Raw genomic sequence first — 17,479 nt, forward strand, 5'->3', positions numbered from 1 at the left:
AACCATGGAACAAACCAACAAGATGGCGATGCTGTACGCCGCCCTCGCAAGCGCTCAGGCCGAGTACTCGCCGCTGGCCAAGAACCGCACCGTCAAGATTCGCACCCGCACCAACGGCGAGTATGAGTTTCGCTACGCCGATCTTGAAGCGGTGTTCAGCAGCACCAGGCCTGCGCTTACCAAGCACGGCATCAGCTTCATCCAGACCATTCAGCCTGCAAACGGCCGCAGTTCGCTGATCACCATGCTCGCCCACAAAGACGGCGGCGTCCTGACCTCTGAGATTGAGTTCAGCATGCCCCAAAGCGGCGATATCAAGGATTTCGGCGCGCACCTCACCTACCTGCGCCGCTACGCAGCGACTGCCCTTCTCGGCGTTGCAGCTGATGACGACCTTGATCAGAACGGCGAAGGCGCCGGCGAAGGCGATCGGAAGCCAGCAACCCAGCAACCGCAGAACGAGCCTGCGCCGGAGCAAACCCCAACCGGCAAGCCCGCCTATTCCGACAAAAAGCTGCAGGAAATGCTGCCGAAATGGCGCGACCTGATCGCTTCCGGACAGAAGACCGCTGCCCGAATCATTTCCACCGTCAGCAGCGGCAACACCCTCTCTGAAGACCAGATCGCACAGATCCGTGCGCTCGAAACCGAGGAAGCACAAGCATGAAAATCCATGACGTAACCCAAGGCTCGCTCGAGTGGCACGTACTGCGCAGCAGCCATTTCACCGCCAGTGAGGCGCCGGCCATGATGGGCGCCTCTAAGTACATGACCCGCGCCGAACTGCTGCGCCAGAAGAAAACCGGCCTGGCCCCTGACGTGAGCGCCGCCAAGCAGGAACTGTTCGACCGTGGCCACGCAGCCGAAGAAGCGGCACGCGAGATCCTGGCAGCCCGCATCGGCGAAGACCTCTACCCGGTCACCTGCTCCCGTGACAACCTGCTGGCCAGCCTCGACGGCATAGACATGGCAGAGAAAGTGCTCTTCGAGCACAAGCTGTGGAACGAGAAGCTGGCCGCCAAGGTGCGCGCCGAGCAGCTCGAAGCGCACTACTACTGGCAATTGGAACAGCAACTGCTGGTCACCGGCGCCGAGAAAGTCATTTTCGTCTGCTCCGACGGTACCGAAAACCACTTCGTGTCCATGGAGTACTACCCGGTACCAGGGCGCGTCGAGGCTCTGGCCGCTGGGTGGAAACAGTTCGCCGCTGACCTCGAAGAGCAGGATGCCCCTGTCGCCAAGCCGGTCGAGAAGATCGGTCGTGCACCGGAAATGCTGCCAGCGATCCACGTCGAAGTCACCGGCATGGTCAAGCACTCCAACCTTGACCAGTTCCGCGCCATGGCCATGGAAGCGATCAGCAACATCAACACCGACCTGCAGGACGATCAGGACTTCGCCGACGCCGAGAAGACCGTGAAGTGGTGCACCGACGTTGAAACTCGCCTGTCTGCCACTAAGAGCCACATCATGGGCCAGGCTCAGGATATCGACGCGGTGATCCGCACCCTGGACGAGGTGAACGAGGAAGCGCGCCAGGTTCGCCTGCGCCTCGAAAAGCTGGTCAAGAACCGCAAGCAAGAGATCCGCGACAAGATCGTGCTGGATGCCAACGATGCATTCCGCAAACACATCGCCGACCTCGAAGCCAGCTTCGGCGGCAAGATCCGCATGCCTGCCGTAGGCATTGACGTGGCCGGCGCCATCAAGGGCAAGAAGACCATCACCAGCCTGCGCGACTCGGCCGATGCCGAACTGGCACGCGCCAAGGTCGACGCCAGCACCATTGCCACCGGCATCAACCAGAACCTGGCCACCCTGCGCGATCAGGCCGCGGGCTTCGAGTTCCTGTTCCACGACGCTCAGCAGTTGGTGCTCAAGGCCAGCGAAGACCTGCAGGCGGTGATCAGCAATCGCATCAACGAACACAAGCAGGCGGAGCAGCTTCGCCAGGATCAGGAGCGCGAGCGCATCCGCCAGGAAGAGCTGAAGAAGATCGAGGACGCGAAACTGGCCGAGCAGCACGCAGCGGCCCAGCCCGCCGAGCCAGCGCCGATCGCTGCAGTCGCAGAGCCAGCAGCAGTTCAGCCAGTGAAGCAACAGGCCCCTGCAGACGACGGCCAGCGCATCAAGCTTGGCGATATCAACAGCACCCTCGGTTTCACCGTAACTGCCGAGTTCCTGCGCTCGCTCGGGTTCGATGCCGTTGATCGCAAAGGCAGTGCGGTGCTGTACCGCTCCAGCGACTGGCCGCGCATCTGTGCCGCCCTGGTGCAACACATCAACAGCGTAGCGACCCAGAAAGCCGCCGCCTAACTCAATCCCTGAATAACCGACCGCGCCGGCCCATCCGGCGTGGGTTGGGGTTCCTACACCCTGGAGTCACTGAAATGTCCAATTTGATCAACGTGTTCGATTTCGAGACCACTGGAATTCCGGACTGGAAACAGCCTAGCGAAGCCGGCCACCAACCTCACATCGTCGAGGTTGCCGCCCTGCTGTGCGACGCCGAAGGCAAGATCCTCGAACGCTACCAGGCCATCGTCCGCCCCAACGGCTGGGAAATCTCGCCGGACATGACCGCCATCCATGGCATCAGCCAGGAGCAGGCCATGGACGAAGGCATTCCGGAAACCGAAGCCCTCGAAGGCTTCCTGGCCATCCACGCCCGCGCCAGCATCCGCGCCGCCCACAACGCCACCTTCGACGACCGTATCGCGCGCATCGCCATAGCCCGCTACCACGGCAAAGACCTGGCCGATTCCTTCAAGGAATCCACCACCAAGTTCTGCACGTGCTACGAGTCGCGCCCAGTGCTGAACCTGCCAGGCAAGAAGCTGCCCAGCCTGGCCGAGGCCTACCGGCACTTCACTGGCGAAGACCTGGTGGAAGCCCACCGCGCCATGCCCGACGCCCTTGCCTGCGCACAAATTTACTTCGCCTTGAAAGGCATCCGCATGCCGGATGCCGCGTAACGGCCCGGATGGGCAGGGCGCGGCAAGGCTAGGCACGGCCGGGCGCGGCAAGGGCTACTCGATAGCGGTCTGGCGATTCACTGAGTCGCCTTTCCGGTGCCGAGAGGCATCAAGCAAGCCAAGGCAAGGCGCGGAGAGGCCAGGCCAGGCGCGGCAGGCTCCGGCAATGGCTGTAACCAGCGGTCTACCGATTCTTCGAGTCGGTTTTCCGGTGGCGATAGCCACCCATTGAGGCGGGCAACGGCACGTCCGGGCAGGGCAAGGCCCGGCTTGGCTAGGCAAGGGCGCATAGCGCACACATTCATTGGAGAAGTCAGATGCAAACGATCAAGGTAAAAATCATCGGCACCCGTCCTCTGCTCATGCACAGCGACATTTTCGCCGATCCGCTGAACCCGCTGACCAAGGCGCACAAGGCGCTGACCAGCAAGCGGAAGAAAACCGACGAAGACCATGAAGCGATCGCCCAGTCCGAATGGCGCGGCGGCATGTACTTCGATGAAGAGCTCGGCCCGTATGTCCCTGGCGTGAACATCGAATCAGCGATGGTCGCCGGCGGCAAGCTCTCCAAGATGGGCACCCAACTGAAGCGCTCCGTCGAGGTAATGGATGAGCGCTGCAAGCTTGAATACACCGGCCCGCGCACCGTTTCCGGCTTGTGGGAACAGCGTTTCTACGACGCTCGCAGCGTGAAGGTACAGACCGCACGCCTCACCCGCTACCGCCCGCTTTTCCGCAACTGGTCACTGACCTGCGAGATCGCTTTCGACTCCGAAACCATCAACCGCGAGCAGGTCATCAAGTGCCTTGAAGATGCTGGCCAATACTGCGGCATCGGCGACTACCGCCCGAAGTTCGGCCGTTTCTCGGTGGAGGTGCTGGCATGACCTCTTCCACTTGGAGCCTGGCCGGCGCCGTCGAGAAGTTCATTGCTGAAAACTTCAACGATGGCGACCTGATCAGCCATGACTGGCTGTCCTGGGCGCTCGAACTTCCCACCCCGAAAACGGTTGATCAGGCGCGCGAAGCTCAGTTCGTCGCCATGAGCCGTATCGAGGACTTCAAGCAAGCGCTGCTTGAAGACCACTGCATCTACATCGTGTCCGTCCGTGGCCAGGGTTACCGCATCGTGCCGCCGCGCGACCAGGCGCGCCTGGCAGCAGCGCGCGCCCTTCAGGCAACCCGGCGCGAAGTGGCGGCCTGCCAGAAGGTCATGACCAAAACGCGCACAACACTGCTCAGCACAGACGAAATGCGCCGCCACACCGACACCCAACTCAAGGTCTCCGCCTTGGCCGGGATGCTCGACAAGCGCGGCCGCAACATCTTCGCCCTCTTCGACGGCAACAAAGCCCCAAACCAGGGAGCGTGATCATGCACCACGAAACAACACTCAACCTGCCGACCCTGTCATCCAAGGATGCAGCTCGTCAGTGGCTCGCTGACAAGCTGGCTGAGCACCAAGCCGGGGCCGAGCAGGTAACCGAGTCGCCGATCGAGAAGCGCCCACTGGTCAGTGGCCAGTGGCGCTCTCCCGACATGACGATCATCACAGGGTCCCGCCGCCATGAGCAGGCCGCCAAGGCCCATCGCAAGGCAGGCGGTCGCCCCATCGGAACCGTCGTCGAGGACAGCCCCGCGCTGATCCGGCGCGCCCGTGCACTGGCAGGCCTTGGCATCGCCAAGTCCACCGCAGCCAAACGCCTGCAGATCGGCGTCACGCGCCTTGAGCGCATGGCCGAGAAGCACGGTTTCGAGTTCGCCACCAAATCCCCTAAAGCCGACTGAGGACACAGCCATGTGGTTCCGTAGCCTACTGATTTACCGCCTCACACAAGCCATCGACCTGGCCGCCGAAGCGCTGGAAGTCGCGCTGGGCAGCAAGCCTGCCCGCCCCTGCGAGAGCCAGGAGCTGACCACCTACGGCTTTGCCGCACCGCTCGGCAAAGGCCCCAATGCACCCCTGGTGCACGCCGTCGAAGGCATGCTGCTGATCCGCGCTCGCAAGGAAGAGCGCATCCTGCCCGGCTCCGTGGTGCGCGACGCTCTGAAGGAGAAGGTCGACGAGATCGAAGAGACTCAGATGCGCAAGGTCTTCAAGAAGGAGCGCGACCAGCTGAAGGACGAGATCGTGCAGGCCTTCCTGCCTCGCGCCTTCACCCGTAACGCCAGCACCTACGCAGCGATCGACCCTGCCGCCGGCCTGATCTACGTCGACGCCACGTCGCCCAAGCGCGCCGAGGATCTGCTGTCGACCCTGCGCGAATGCCTCGGCTCCCTGCCGATTCGCCCGGTGTCCGTGAAGATCGCCCCCACCGCCACCCTCACCGACTGGCTCAAGCAGCAGAGCGCGGCCGAAGGCTTCTTCGTACTGGATGAATGCGACCTGCGCGACACCCACGAAGACGGCGGCAGCATCGCCGCCAAGCATCAGGACCTGACCAGCGAAGAGATCCAGTTGCACCTGTCCACCGGCAAGCAGGCCACCAAGCTCTCTCTGGCCTGGCAGGACAAGCTGTCGTTTGTCCTCGACGACAAGCTGCAGATCAAGCGCCTGCGCTTCGAAGACCTGCTGACCGACCAGGCCGAGCAGGACGGCGGCGATGACGCCCTATCCCAGCAGTCCGCCAGCTTCTTCCTGATGATGCGCACCTTCCGCGAGTTCGTGCCCGAACTGCTCACCGCCCTGGGCGGCGAAGAAGTGCCCACCGGTATCTGACCAGCCAGCAACGAACAGGAAAATCATCATGCCTATCCGTCACAGCATCATCCACCTGATCGACAAAAAGCCCGACGGCAGCCCTTCCGTGCTGCATGCCGTCGCCCACGCACTGCCTGACTCGCAGGCACGCGACAACCTGCTGACCGATCTGAACGAGGCCTACAACGCCAAACCGGGCAAGGCCTGGGGCCTGTTCCACGAGGAGTCAGGCGCCTACCCGCTCAGCGGCTGGCTGCGCGATTACCTCGATGGCAAGCAGGACTTCGTCGCCTTCAGCCGTGTGGCCGTCGAGCACCTGCAGAAACTGATGGAGGAATCCAACCTAACCGTGGGCGGTCACGCCATGTTCACCCACTACCAGCAAGGCATGACCGACTACCTGGCCATCGCCCTGCTGCACCACAGCGAAGGCGTGACGATCACCGAAGACCTCGAGGTTGTGCCGGCCAAGCACCTCGACCTGACTCAACTGCACCTGGCCGCACGCATCAACCTGAGCGAATGGCGCAACAACCCTAACTCGCGCCAGTACATTTCGTTCATCAAGGGCAAAGGCGGTCGCCGCGTCTACGACTACTTCCGCGACTTCATCGGGTGCCAGGAAGGCATCGACGCTCCCGGCGAAACCCGCACCCTGCTCAAGGCGTTCAGCGACTTTGTCGAGAGCGAAGATCTGCCAGAAGAGTCCGCCCGCAAGAAAACCAACACCCTGGTGGGCTACGCCGCCAGCCAGGCCAAGCTGGGCGAGCCGATCAGCCTGGAAGAACTGGCCGCACTGATCGACGAAGAACGCCCGGCCGCCTTCTATGAGTTCATCCGCAACAAGGACTATGGCCTGTCGCCAGAAATCCCCGCGGATAAGCGCACGCTCAATCAGTTCCGCCGTTTCACTGGCCGCACCGATGGCCTGTCGATCAGCTTCGACGCGGGCCTGTTGGGCAACAAGGTCGAGTTTGACCAGGCGCGCAATCAACTGGTGATCCATCAGGTACCACAGCAACTGGCCGACCAGATCAAGCGCGCAGGTGCTTCGTCATGAGCCTGACCAGCGAAGCCAAGACCTTCCACGTCTGCGTTGCCGTCAGCTACGTGATCGCCCGGGCGCGCCGACCGCGCGCCCTGGATGACCTGCTGAGCGAGCGCGGTACCGGTCGCCCGATTCCTGGCGAAGAGGCGCTGGCCATCGCCCGTGACTGCGCAGAACGCGGGTTCACCATGATCCCGAGCTGTGACCACCACGGCGAGCATGGCCAGTGCCTGGGCCACCCTGTGGAGGCCTCGGCATGACCCGTGAAGAGGCATACGAGCAAATCGCCAAGCTCGCCGCTGACCATGCACTGATCTCCCAGGCTTTCGCTGGGGTGATCACCGTTGTTCATCCTGAAACCCAGCGCAAGCACGGAATTGAGGCCAACTGCCTCTACATGGCAGGCCAGGGCCCTCACCCCGCAGGGGACCAGCAACCGAAAGCCGTCAGTAAGGAAGAACAGACAGACCTCTTCGCCCTGCTCGATGCCGAGCAGCAGGAAGGTGCGGAATGACGGGTATCGTCCTGCCAGATTCGCGCATCGTCGTGCAGTTCAGCTGCGGCGCTGCTTCGGCAGTGGCAGGCAAGCTGGCTTTGGCGCAGTACGGCGCGACCCATGATGTTCAGTTCATCAATGCCTTCCTGGCAAATGAGCACATCGACAATCGCCGCTTCCTGGCTGACTGCCAGGTGTGGCTCGGTCGCGATATCACCGTACTGGCTGACGAGAAGTACGGTGCTGACATCATCCAAGTGTTCCGCCGCGAGCGGTACATGAAAGGGCCGCACGGCGCCCCCTGCACCAAGCACCTAAAGCGCCGCCTGCTGGATGCCTGGAAACAGCCTGGCGACGTGATGGTGCTCGGCTACACAGCCGAAGAAGCCGATCGCCTCGACGACTTTCGCGAGCGCAACCCCGACCGCCCAGCCATCGCTCCGCTGATCGACCTCGGATTGGGTAAAGACGACTGCAAAGCCCTGATCATCAGAGCAGGCATCGCCCTGCCCATCACCTACCAGATGGGCTACGAGAACGCCAACTGCATCGGCTGTGTGAAAGGTGGCGAAGGCTACTGGCGCGCCATCCGCGCCGACTTCCCCGAGCAGTTCGAGGCGCTCTGCCAAGTGCAGGACGAGCTAGGCGCTGGCTCATGGTTCCTGCGCTATCGCTCAGGCCCGCGCAATGGCGAGCGCTTCCCCCTGCGCGACCTGCCAGACGGCCCAATCCGCCGCAATGAAGCAATCCCGGCCTGCAGCTTCTTCTGCGAAATGGCCGAGGCAGACATAAACCAAAAGGAATCAGCCGAATGATCACCTACGGCTCCGTCTGCAGCGGCATCGAGGCCGCCACCGTCGCCTGGCACCCGCTGGGCTGGCGGGCGGAATGGTTCGCAGAGATCGAGCCGTTTCCATCCGCGGTGCTCGCCTACCGCTGGCCCGACGTATCCAACCTGGGCGACATGACCAAGCTGGCCCGCCAGGTGCTGGCCGGCAGTATCGCTGCGCCGGATGTGCTGGTGGGCGGCACGCCCTGCCAGGCCTTCTCTGTCGCCGGCATGCGCGCCGGCCTCGATGACCCACGCGGCCAACTCACCATCAAATATGTGGAGCTTGCAGATGCAGTTGACCATGTTCGAACCGCCAGAGGCGAGCCAGAGTGCATCGTCGTCTGGGAAAACGTCCCCGGCGTCCTCACCGACAAAGGCAACGCGTTCGGTTGTTTCCTCGCTGCCTTGGTGGGCGAATCCATTGAACTCGTCCCGCCAAGGGGAAAATGGACGAAGTCTGGTTGTGTGTATGGCCCCCGAAGAACAGCAGCATGGCGGGTTCTGGATGCCCAATATTTCGGACTGGCCCAACGACGCAAGCGTGTGTTCGTTGTCGCAAGTGCTCGAGCAGGGTTCGATCCCGAAGCGGTACTTTTTGAGCGCGAAGGCATGCGCCGGGATACTCCGCCGCGCAGAGGCCAGGGGCAAGACCTTACCGGGCAAGCTCCTTTCCGCCCTGCGCTCCAGTGCGGATGCGGCTGCACCTTCGAGGAACAGTTAGGCAACTACGGCTGCCCGAACTGCGAGGGCGACGAAGGCCCGGCCGTCAGCGTGATTGCTGGCGTGCCTGCTTTCGGCGGGCACAGCCTTGGCGGATCGGTTGATCAAGCTGCGACCCTCACGGCGAAAGACACCCGCATGGACGTTGAGAGCGAAACGTTCTTCGTGGCGCCAACCATTGCAGGTGGCGCCAGGAAGGCAGGCGGATACTCGCTCGATGACATACCCCTCACCGCAGGGACCCTGACGCGCGAAGCGTTCAGCGGCGGCGCAGGCGGCCGCCCAGAAGGCGCAGCGGCTGGGCACTTCATCGTGGCTGCGACCCTGGATGCCAGCTATGGGCGTTTACAAGGGTGCTCAGGGCAAGACGCAAACCACGGCCATAGCCATCTTGTAGTGCATGGCACCCAAGACCCTGACGTTCTCAACGACCAGGCGCACCCATTGGGCCGGAACCATGGCCAGGAAAACGCCGTGATCGTCTTCGACCCCACCCAGATCACATGCCCGACTTGTCGCAGCAATCCTCAACCCGGTGATCCGTGCCACACCCTTACAAGAGGGATGCAGCCTCCAACGCTGGCGGGCTCTCAGGTTCGCCGCTTGACTCCGCGCGAGTGCGAGCGCCTGCAGGGCTTCCCTGACGACTACACCCTGATTCCCTGGCGCGGCAAGCCTGCTCAGGAATGTCCGGACGGACCGCGCTACAAAGCCATCGGAAACAGCAAGGCGGTGCCGGTTGTTCGCTGGATCGGTCGGCGCATTCAGCGCGAGCTGGAGCGTGCCCAATGAGCCGCCGCAAGCCCAACAACCCGCGCGCCCGGTTGGAGCGATCCTGCCGGGCCATCCTGAGCAGCAACCACGTTGCCGTGGTGAGCATCAGCCCGAGCGGCTGGCAGGGCATGGTCAACTGGAAGTTGGCCAAGCGCATTCCGCCCGGGCGCCAGGTGGCCAATGCCCTTTGCGATATCCCGCATCGCTGGACGATCTACGTCGCCGGCCTGTGCGTGGATTGGTCTGGCAATCGGTACATGAAGAGCATCGAGGCCATGCCCGATGGCAACTACCTGGCCGCGCACCTGACGGACGTGATCGAAACCTGCGTGCTCGACCAGCGCGCTAACTGCAACCCGCGCGACCTGATCGGCTCTGGCTGGATCGCCATTCCCGCCCAGGTGTCCCTGACCGAAGAACAGGCCTACCGGATCTTCGATCTGGTTGGCGCCTGGAATCAGGTTCAGCAGGTGAGCGCATGAGCCTAATCGTCTGCGCCCCGGTTGCGCTCTTCGCTCAAGAGAATCTTGAAGCGGTGAAACGCCACCAGATGCCCGCCGCCTTTAGCGCTCCAGGCTTCGCGGGCGCTCTGGTAAAGGCTATCCACCTCACCCAGCACGCGCCGGTATCGCTCGACTTCGAGCACCAGCCGGCGCATTTCCGGGTTATCGGACCAGATCTGTCGCAGTTCGCCCTTCGTGACCGGGCGGAAGTCTGGGAGGCGGTAGTTGTTCATGGCAGAATACTGGATATAAAAACAGTATTCTTGCACGCACCTGGCAACCCGTCATCGCCTCCCGATGCACGGCACGCACTCAACACCCCTACCTACTGCCGCGAAACCGGCCTGCGCATCGGCGTATGCCCGTGCCCGCGCTGCAGCAAAAGATCAGCCGATCGGTATCAGATCGCCAAAGCCCCATATACCAGCACCAACCAAAGCCAACAGGATGGCGAACCGTATAGAGCACTTGATCTCGCCCATATAGGTGAGCCTGGTCTGATGAAAGGTGATATCGACCATACCACTAGGCTTAAGAACGTCCGCCATCGCCGTAGCGTTGCGCTCTGCCAGGTAAGCGAAGCCAGCCATAACGGCACCGAATCTACTGATCCATACACTCGGTTGATCAAACGCGACGCAGTAAAGATACACAGCAACAGGCGTGATCACGGCCAACAACGCGTAAACGCGAAACCAAGCGCGGGCTTTAAGAATGTCCCGCTCGTACAAGCATCCCTCTTTCATTCCGCCCTCCCCAATACCTACCCGTCACTGGAATCAGCCCGGCCGAACTTCCCTGCCCGATGCCGCCGGCCAGGCCAGACAACGATTATCCCACACCACGCGAGGTGAGCCATGAACAAGCAATGCGTTAACTGCCCTGGTGCGACTGATCACACCACTGCTGAATGCCCGGTGATGTGCGAACAGATGAAGATGGATGCGGATCCAGTGCGAGAGATTGCTCGCCAGCTTGGCATACACGTCTATGGCGATGGCCTGCTGGCGAAAATCCGAGACACGATAGCGCTGCTCAAAGACGAAGCCCACAACTGCAAGCAATTTCGGGAACTGATTGAAGAGCAAGCCCGCGCCAGCCTGCCGGTGGGTGTGCCGGGTGCCGAGCATGTATTGATTCAGGCAGTTGCCGTGACCCGCGATGACGAGGAAGAAGGCCTGCGTCTTGAATGGCTGCTGGAAGGCGGAATCGCGGAAATGGAGTTCGCCGGACAGGTGCTGTTCGCCATGCCAGAGGCAAATAGCCTGTGCGACGAGGACGGTAGCGCTCATGTGTACATTGCGCCTCCTCCCGACCCAACCGCCAAGGAATCCTTGTCAGTTGCCGCCAGCGACGTTCTGGCCGAGCGCCAGCGGCAGATCACCGCCGAGGGCTACGACTCCGGCCACGACGACATGGCAACTCGCGGCCAATTGGCGATTGCTGCTGGCTGCTACGCCATCTGGTCGGGGCATCCTGCCCTTATGGGCGCCTTCTCTTGGAAGTCATTCTTCCCATGGGACTGGAAGTATTGGAAGCCCAGCACCCCACGCCACAACCTGATCAAGGCCGGCGCCCTGATCCTGGCAGAGATCGAGCGCCTGGATCGTGCCGAACAAGCCAAGCATCAGGAGAAGCAGCCATGAATGCCCCAGCCCACCACACCTGCTGCACCTGCGGTTACACCTGGCTGCATGGCCAGAACGGAAGCCACAGTTGCACCGCCAACCTAGTCACCCAGTTGCAGGCGCTCAGCAAGATCACGCTCGCCACCGAGCGCGCCGGCCGCGTGTACGTAGCCGGCCCCATGACGGGCATCGAAGATTTCAACTTCCCAGCCTTCAATGCAGAGGCCGATCGCCTGCGCGCCGCAGGCTGGCGCGTCGAGAACCCGGCAGACCATGGCCATGTCGACGGTGCCGAATGGGGCGACTACCTGCGCTATGACATTTGGCGTCTGGCCACCTGCGAAGCCATCCACCTCCTGCCTGGCTGGAAGAAAAGTAGGGGCGCCAAGCTCGAAGTGCACATCGCCAAAGCGCTGGGCATGAAGATCCGCTACGCCCACGGTGCCGAGTCAGCCGCTGACCTGATGATCGACCAGGGCGCCGACTTCCTCATGATGCAACTGGCGGCCGAGCCGAAGCCAGATCCTGTCGAGGTATTCCTTGACGAGATCCGCGCAGAGCTGAAGCGCGCCAGGGCCAAGTTCCCCGGCGATCGCATCATGGGGCTGGCCCTGGCCGAAGAGTTTGGCGAGCTGATCAAGGCGATGCTCGACGAACCGGCGGCGAACGTCCGCAAGGAAGCCATCCAGACCGCAGTTATGGCCGCCCGTGTGGTGCTCGACGGCGACGGCTCGGTGAAAGAGTGGCGCGCCCAGCAAGGCCTTGACCAGATTGTCGATCAGACGCCAGCAGGCAACTTCAAAGCTGGCGATATCGTTCGATATTCAGACGGCTGCACCGCACTTGCCAAGCTCGACACACCACATGCCGGCGGTTGGCATGCAATCCATTGCCTGGGCGGGACGATCTTCGTCAGCGAAGCCTATCCCCCAATGAAACACGCCACTGAAAGCGAAAAAGCCACATACGAGCACCGCCGAGCAGAAACGCTAAAGCTGCAGCATCGCTCTGACAGGCAGGAGCAGCAGTCATGACCAAGAAACTGCGCTGCTACTTCGCCGGCCACCGCTACCCGGACGAATACCCCTATGTAGAGGCCTGCTTTGCGTATAGCCACAAAGAGGCCAAGCCCCTGCTGTGGCGCGATGGTTCGGAAATCAAAGGCGTCTGCGACGGCGAATACTTCGATATGTCGGTGAAACACCAACCCGAGCACGACTGCCTCGCTGAAAAGCACGGAATCACCAGCCCCCAAGTCATCACCGACTACAAACTGCTGCGCGAAATGGGGTGGAGCATCGAGGGTGATTCTCGCTGCGCCAACTGCAACCTTGCCGAGTATGACGGCGAGTACCCACTGTGCGAGCACTGCGACCAGTGCGAAGCATGCGGCCATCCCCACGACTGCCCGGAGCACGGCAAGGTGGCAGCATGAATCCGCGCATCATGAAGAAGCTGAGCAAGCGCATAGCAGTGCATGCCGAGGCGCTGGGATACAGCATCGATCTCGATGGGCCTTGCGCTGTAGAACTCACCGAGAAAGGCACCAGCAGGAAAATATCGCATCGCAATCGTCGGCGCTGGGACGGATCGGCACGCCTCGGGCCAATGCTAACCCTGCAGCGGACGCCGTTCTTCTGCTGGACAGACTACGGCCCGGATGGTGGCGAGGGTGATGGTGCGATTGCCTGGGAGCACATGCGCCATCGGGTTCGCAGCCAGATCGACGACCTTGCCAGGGACTGGTCGCACCCGGCCGCGGAACGCGGCGAGTGGCCTCCATACATCGACGGTAAAGCGCCAAGGCTTCCCCGGTCGACCCCCGAGGTTCTGCGAGCCATTGAGCATTACGCGCTCGTCGAACTGGAACGAAAGGCCATCAGACGCCTGGCCGCTCAGCAGAGGCGCGCTGCATTCATGGCAGGTGCCAAGCCATGAACTACCAACCCAAAGCCGGCCGCTGCCGTGCCTGCACCAAGCTCTGGGAGGACTGCAGCGCGCTGCCCTTCCACACCATGCCGGTTCACAGCCAGGACGGTACCGACGCGGTGGTGATCTGCAGAGAGTTCGTCAAGGCATCCAATGTGATGCCTTCGAAGTCACCCGCAACTGCACCGCAGCGGATCTACCTGAGCGGGCCGATGACCGGGCTGCCGGACTGCAACTATCCCGCTTTCAACGCCGAGTCAGCACGCCTGCGCGCCCTCGGCTACCACGTCGAGAACCCCGCCGAGAACCCGCCCCAGGATAGCTGGGAGGCGTACATGGCCGTGTGCATCCCACAGATGGCCACCTGCGACACGATCGCCCAATTGCCAGGCTGGTCGGAGTCTCGCGGGGCGCTGCGCGAACGGCAGGAGGCGGTACGCCTCGGCATGACCATCACGCCGGCTGCAAAAATCACCGAGCCGACGAACGGTAAAGCCAGCAAAAAGGCAAATGGTATGCCTATTGGTATGCCAGATTTTCTGGAAACCGCACAAGCCCAATAAATAAGGGCATCACAGACGATTGTTAGAATCCTGTCTCTCGACCAAATCAAAAACCCGCCTTAATCGGCGGGTTTTTTATTGGCTGCGTTTTGTCGAACTGACTCTCTCAACTCAGAAAGGCCACCACCTGCTCGGCATCGAATGGCCAGTTCAGCTCGCTGCCATTATCGCAACGGCGCAATACCGGAATACGCAATCCGTATTGCTCGACCATACCCTCATGCTCAGCAATGTCGATCAACTCGACCAACAGGCCATTCTCGACGAATGGCATGAGCAACGCCTCGGCCACCTCGCAAAGATGGCAGCCCAGGGTTCCGAAAAGTTGGCATTCAGGCGTCATCAGCGCACCTCACTGTCAGCAAGGTGCGCAGTTTAACACCGGCGATAATCAGCTCACGTTAGCGTCCTTGCCAGGCTGACCAGCGATCAGCGACTGCAGGCCATCGAGCAGACTGCGGTTGAGGCTGTCAGCCTTCTCCAGGCGCGGCAAATCGAAGCGCTCATCGAGCGAGAAGCCGCCCTTGAGCAGTTCCTTGAGCATGCCGCCGGCGTCCTGCGCCAGATCACCGGCACTGCGCAGCGCATCGAGCAGACCCTGAGCATATTCCTGCAACCCGGCATTGACTGCACTGGCGCCCTGCCCAGCCACCGCGCCATAGGCATCGGTGGCCTGACGCACAGCGGTCTGGGCCAGACGCATCGACATCGAAGCCAATTGCTCACCATCCATATCCAGCGCCATGGCGCGATCGAAGGCGCCTGCCAGGTCACCGGCGTAGAACTTGTCGGAGAGATCCTGAACCTGGCTGAAGAGCTTCTCCAACGCCTTGATCTCGTCGTCGTCCAACTCACCTTCGACATCCACCTGCCAGCCGCCGATACGCATGCTGCCAGACTGGCTGCTGCCCACCACACTGGTGGACTTACCATCGCTGGAGGCAGCAAAACTGCTCTGCGACCAGCTGGCGGAAGCCTGCGCCACGGAAATGCGCAGGCGGTCACCATCGCGAGTAGTGACGGACAAATCGAAGGTCTCCGCCAGCGCGCTGAAGCGCTCACTGTAACCCGCCATCGCCACCTGGCCCGAGGCGCCAGGGGCGGCGCTGCCGAAACGCTTGTCGAGATCGCCGAAGCCATCCTGAATACGCTTGTAGGTATCGTCGATATCGCTAGCCACCTGTCCCTTGAGCACGCCCATGCCATCGAGAATCTTGCGTGCCTCGGCAAAACCCTTCTCGACGCCATCACGCGCCTGGGACAACAGCTTGTCCAGCTTGGCCGGGTCAGCGCCTGCCGCGGCCTCGCTTTGCAGGCGCTGCTCGATAAAACCCAGAATCCGCCCAGCCACTTTCTCCGGGGTGTAGTCATCACGCGTTCCGGACAACGAGCCGGCCGGCACGCCGAGCTTCTCGGCGAGGCGATTGGCCAAGGTGGCTTGGGCATCGGCGCTATTGCTGCGCGCCGCCATGGACCGGCTGGCCTGCGCAGCGCGGGAAGCGGCGGAGTTGAGTGAGTTCAGAGGATTCATGGCCGGGTACCTGAATAGGTTATCTGCCGACCTTAGCGGCCGCACACAGGCAAGCTTTAACCTTTATCGACCAACGGTTATCGATTTTTCTCAGCTCGATTGTGCTCCAGCGAAATTTTCCCGATCAATGGCCAGCCGCCGAAAATCCCTGATAAGCACGACCTAGAGCCCATGGCTGTTTACGCTCCGGCTCCACCCAAGGCTCGACAGACTAAAGTCTTACAGTCGACTCGCAGGCGAAATGCTTTATTTCGTCGCGCCGTAACTGGCTGGTCACTTCGTGGCCAACCTGCTTATAACAACGAGGAGACAACAATAATGAGTAAAACTCCCCTCGCCCGTGCCGTGGCCCTCGCCACGCTGGGCGCCAGCCTGACCCTGCCAAGCCTGGCACAGGCTGACTTCATCGCTGACAGCAAAGCCTCTCTGGAGCTGCGCAACTTCTATATGAATCGGGACCTGCGCGACCCGGGCGTAGCCCAGTCCAAGCGCGAGGAGTGGGCACAGGGCTTCATCCTTAAAGCCGAGTCCGGCTTTACCGAAGGCACCGTCGGCTTTGGCCTGGACGCCTATGCGGGCCTGGGCCTGAAGCTCGACTCGTCTGACGATCGCGCCGGCACCGCTCTGCTACCCAACGGCTTCGGCAACGAGGGACCGGACGAATATTCCGAGTTCAGCGGCGCGGTCAAGGCACGCATCTCCAAGACTGTCGGCAAGGTCGGCGGACTGATGCCCAAGCTACCCATCGTCTCCTCCGGTGACTCGCGCCTGCTGCCACAGGTGTTCACCGGCGGCATGATCACCTCGCAGGAAATCGACGGTCTGACCCTCAACGGCGGCCAACTGCGTGAAGTGAACCAGCGCGCCTCCACCGACCGGGTCGACATCACCGCCACCAACGTGGCCGGTGAGAGCGACCGCTACAATTTCGCCGGCGGCGACTACAAGTTCAACGGCGGCAACACCACCGTTGGCGTGTGGTATGGCGAGCTGGAGGATATCTACGACCAGAAGCTGTACAACCTGATCCATGTACAGCCGATCGGTGACTGGAAGCTGGGCGCCAACCTGGCCTACTTCGACTCTCAGGACAACGGTCGCAAACTCGGCGGCAAGCTGGACAACGACCTGACCTCGGTCAATCTCTGGGCCGGCATCGGCGCGCACACTTTCCGCGTGGGTTACCAGAAGGTCGGCGGCGACAACGCCTTCCCCTTCCTGACCGAAACCGATCCGTACATCGTCAACTACATCCAGATTCTCGACTTCACCCGTAAGGACGAGAAATCCTGGCAAGCTCGTTATGACGTCAACTTCGCCAGCTACGGCATTCCGGGTCTGACCGCCTTCGTCCGCTACGTCACCGGTGACGGCTTCGACGGTGTGGGTGGGGCGAGTGGCAAGGAATGGGAACGCGACGTCGATATCAGCTACATCATTCAGCAGGGCCCGCTGAAGAACCTCGGCGTGCGCTGGCGTAACGCAATGGTGCGTTCCAACGCGAGCATCGGCGACCTGGACGAGAACCGTCTGATCGTCAGCTACACCATTCCGTTGATGTAAGGCGCGTCCGCGAAACGAAAACGCCGCAACACCGGTATCGGGTTGCGGCGTTTTTTTATCGAAACTGGAAAAGCGCAAGCTGCCTGAATCTTTCTCGACTAGGGAAACGCTCAAAGCTCTACACCGTCACTCCCGCGAAGGCGGGAGTCCAGGTACTGCGGGGTTCTGGTTTCCCGCCTGCGCGGGAATGACGACTATTTCATTCCAGGTAGGCCT

At 61.8% G+C, this 17,479-nt stretch carries 23 protein-coding genes; 19 read left to right on the forward strand and 4 right to left on the reverse strand.

The genetic code is table 11. The annotated features are described in order from the left end of the window. The first annotated feature begins 4 nt into the window (after window positions 1–4). From ACNFCJ_RS14655 to ACNFCJ_RS14715, 13 genes are all read left to right on the forward strand, one after another. The gene (locus ACNFCJ_RS14655; protein WP_416772058.1) at window positions 5–667 is read left to right on the forward strand and encodes an ERF family protein; all 663 of its coding nucleotides are present in this window, start codon (window positions 5–7) and stop codon (window positions 665–667) included. Beyond that, on the forward strand, window positions 664–2,316 hold the full coding sequence (locus tag ACNFCJ_RS14660) for a YqaJ viral recombinase family protein (protein WP_416772060.1): 1,653 nt from the start codon (window positions 664–666) through the stop codon (window positions 2,314–2,316). Before ACNFCJ_RS14655 ends, ACNFCJ_RS14660 begins: the two co-directional genes overlap by 4 nt. A gap of 74 nt (window positions 2,317–2,390) precedes the next feature. Then, complete coding sequence (locus ACNFCJ_RS14665; RefSeq protein ID WP_416772062.1) at window positions 2,391–2,975, forward strand: 3'-5' exonuclease; 585 nt, start codon at window positions 2,391–2,393, stop codon at window positions 2,973–2,975. Window positions 2,976–3,292: 317 nt separating this feature from the next. Beyond that, window positions 3,293–3,862, forward strand: coding sequence for a hypothetical protein (locus tag ACNFCJ_RS14670; protein WP_416772064.1), 570 nt, complete (start codon window positions 3,293–3,295; stop codon window positions 3,860–3,862). Beyond that, entirely contained in the window at window positions 3,859–4,347 is a 489-nt protein-coding gene (locus ACNFCJ_RS14675; RefSeq protein WP_416772065.1) for a hypothetical protein, read from the forward strand. Before ACNFCJ_RS14670 ends, ACNFCJ_RS14675 begins: the two co-directional genes overlap by 4 nt. Before the next feature lie 2 nt (window positions 4,348–4,349). Further along, window positions 4,350–4,763, forward strand: coding sequence for a hypothetical protein (locus ACNFCJ_RS14680; RefSeq protein ID WP_416772067.1), 414 nt, complete (start codon window positions 4,350–4,352; stop codon window positions 4,761–4,763). Between the two features lie 10 nt (window positions 4,764–4,773). Continuing rightward, entirely contained in the window at window positions 4,774–5,694 is a 921-nt protein-coding gene (gene rdgC, locus ACNFCJ_RS14685) for a recombination-associated protein RdgC (RefSeq protein ID WP_416772068.1), read from the forward strand. Between the two features lie 28 nt (window positions 5,695–5,722). After that, complete coding sequence (gene yejK / locus ACNFCJ_RS14690) at window positions 5,723–6,736, forward strand: nucleoid-associated protein YejK (protein WP_416772070.1); 1,014 nt, start codon at window positions 5,723–5,725, stop codon at window positions 6,734–6,736. Beyond that, the gene (locus tag ACNFCJ_RS14695) at window positions 6,733–6,984 is read left to right on the forward strand and encodes a hypothetical protein (protein WP_278326506.1); all 252 of its coding nucleotides are present in this window, start codon (window positions 6,733–6,735) and stop codon (window positions 6,982–6,984) included. Before yejK ends, ACNFCJ_RS14695 begins: the two co-directional genes overlap by 4 nt. Further along, on the forward strand, window positions 6,981–7,238 hold the full coding sequence (locus ACNFCJ_RS14700) for a hypothetical protein (protein WP_416772072.1): 258 nt from the start codon (window positions 6,981–6,983) through the stop codon (window positions 7,236–7,238). Before ACNFCJ_RS14695 ends, ACNFCJ_RS14700 begins: the two co-directional genes overlap by 4 nt. Next, on the forward strand, window positions 7,235–8,035 hold the full coding sequence (locus tag ACNFCJ_RS14705) for a hypothetical protein (protein WP_416772074.1): 801 nt from the start codon (window positions 7,235–7,237) through the stop codon (window positions 8,033–8,035). The genes ACNFCJ_RS14700 and ACNFCJ_RS14705 overlap by 4 nt, the downstream gene beginning before the upstream one ends. Beyond that, window positions 8,032–9,564: a DNA cytosine methyltransferase gene (locus ACNFCJ_RS14710; protein ID WP_416772075.1), complete on the forward strand. Its 1,533-nt coding sequence runs from the start codon at window positions 8,032–8,034 to the stop codon at window positions 9,562–9,564. The genes ACNFCJ_RS14705 and ACNFCJ_RS14710 overlap by 4 nt, the downstream gene beginning before the upstream one ends. Next, window positions 9,561–10,028 (forward strand): hypothetical protein, encoded by a 468-nt coding sequence (locus ACNFCJ_RS14715; RefSeq protein WP_416772076.1) that lies wholly within the window; start codon window positions 9,561–9,563, stop codon window positions 10,026–10,028. The genes ACNFCJ_RS14710 and ACNFCJ_RS14715 overlap by 4 nt, the downstream gene beginning before the upstream one ends. A 2-nt stretch (window positions 10,029–10,030) precedes the next feature. On the opposite strand, the gene ACNFCJ_RS14720 is transcribed toward ACNFCJ_RS14715, so the two are convergent. Both ACNFCJ_RS14720 and ACNFCJ_RS14725 read right to left on the reverse strand, forming a co-directional pair. Further along, a complete protein-coding gene (locus ACNFCJ_RS14720) occupies window positions 10,031–10,282 on the reverse strand; it encodes a hypothetical protein (RefSeq protein WP_416772078.1) in 252 nt (83 codons plus the stop codon). A gap of 153 nt (window positions 10,283–10,435) precedes the next feature. Then, a complete protein-coding gene (locus ACNFCJ_RS14725) occupies window positions 10,436–10,780 on the reverse strand; it encodes a hypothetical protein (protein ID WP_416772080.1) in 345 nt (114 codons plus the stop codon). A 126-nt stretch (window positions 10,781–10,906) separates the two neighbouring features. On the opposite strand from ACNFCJ_RS14725, the gene ACNFCJ_RS14730 reads away from it, so the two are divergent. From ACNFCJ_RS14730 to ACNFCJ_RS14750, 5 genes are all read left to right on the forward strand, one after another. After that, window positions 10,907–11,695, forward strand: a complete 789-nt coding sequence (locus tag ACNFCJ_RS14730; protein ID WP_416772082.1) for a hypothetical protein — start codon at window positions 10,907–10,909, stop codon at window positions 11,693–11,695. A 95-nt stretch (window positions 11,696–11,790) separates the two neighbouring features. Then, on the forward strand, window positions 11,791–12,711 hold the full coding sequence (locus ACNFCJ_RS14735) for a DUF4406 domain-containing protein (RefSeq protein ID WP_416772083.1): 921 nt from the start codon (window positions 11,791–11,793) through the stop codon (window positions 12,709–12,711). Beyond that, entirely contained in the window at window positions 12,708–13,112 is a 405-nt protein-coding gene (locus ACNFCJ_RS14740; protein ID WP_416772085.1) for a hypothetical protein, read from the forward strand. The genes ACNFCJ_RS14735 and ACNFCJ_RS14740 overlap by 4 nt, the downstream gene beginning before the upstream one ends. Next, window positions 13,109–13,615, forward strand: coding sequence for a hypothetical protein (locus ACNFCJ_RS14745; RefSeq protein ID WP_416772087.1), 507 nt, complete (start codon window positions 13,109–13,111; stop codon window positions 13,613–13,615). Before ACNFCJ_RS14740 ends, ACNFCJ_RS14745 begins: the two co-directional genes overlap by 4 nt. Beyond that, window positions 13,612–14,169 (forward strand): DUF4406 domain-containing protein, encoded by a 558-nt coding sequence (locus tag ACNFCJ_RS14750; RefSeq protein ID WP_416772089.1) that lies wholly within the window; start codon window positions 13,612–13,614, stop codon window positions 14,167–14,169. The genes ACNFCJ_RS14745 and ACNFCJ_RS14750 overlap by 4 nt, the downstream gene beginning before the upstream one ends. 106 nt (window positions 14,170–14,275) lie before the next feature. On the opposite strand, the gene ACNFCJ_RS14755 is transcribed toward ACNFCJ_RS14750, so the two are convergent. Next, on the reverse strand, window positions 14,276–14,512 hold the full coding sequence (locus tag ACNFCJ_RS14755; RefSeq protein WP_099525268.1) for a glutaredoxin family protein: 237 nt from the start codon (window positions 14,510–14,512) through the stop codon (window positions 14,276–14,278). A 48-nt stretch (window positions 14,513–14,560) separates the two neighbouring features. Beyond that, window positions 14,561–15,700: a DUF5610 domain-containing protein gene (locus ACNFCJ_RS14760; protein WP_416772091.1), complete on the reverse strand. Its 1,140-nt coding sequence runs from the start codon at window positions 15,698–15,700 to the stop codon at window positions 14,561–14,563. A 318-nt stretch (window positions 15,701–16,018) separates the two neighbouring features. Between ACNFCJ_RS14760 and ACNFCJ_RS14765 the strand changes: the two genes are divergently transcribed. Continuing rightward, a complete protein-coding gene (locus ACNFCJ_RS14765; RefSeq protein WP_416772092.1) occupies window positions 16,019–17,263 on the forward strand; it encodes an OprD family porin in 1,245 nt (414 codons plus the stop codon). Window positions 17,264–17,479 lie beyond the last annotated feature (216 nt).

This window comes from Pseudomonas sp. NY15364, assembly GCF_048068235.1.
Taxonomy (GTDB): domain Bacteria; phylum Pseudomonadota; class Gammaproteobacteria; order Pseudomonadales; family Pseudomonadaceae; genus Aquipseudomonas; species Aquipseudomonas mendocina_D.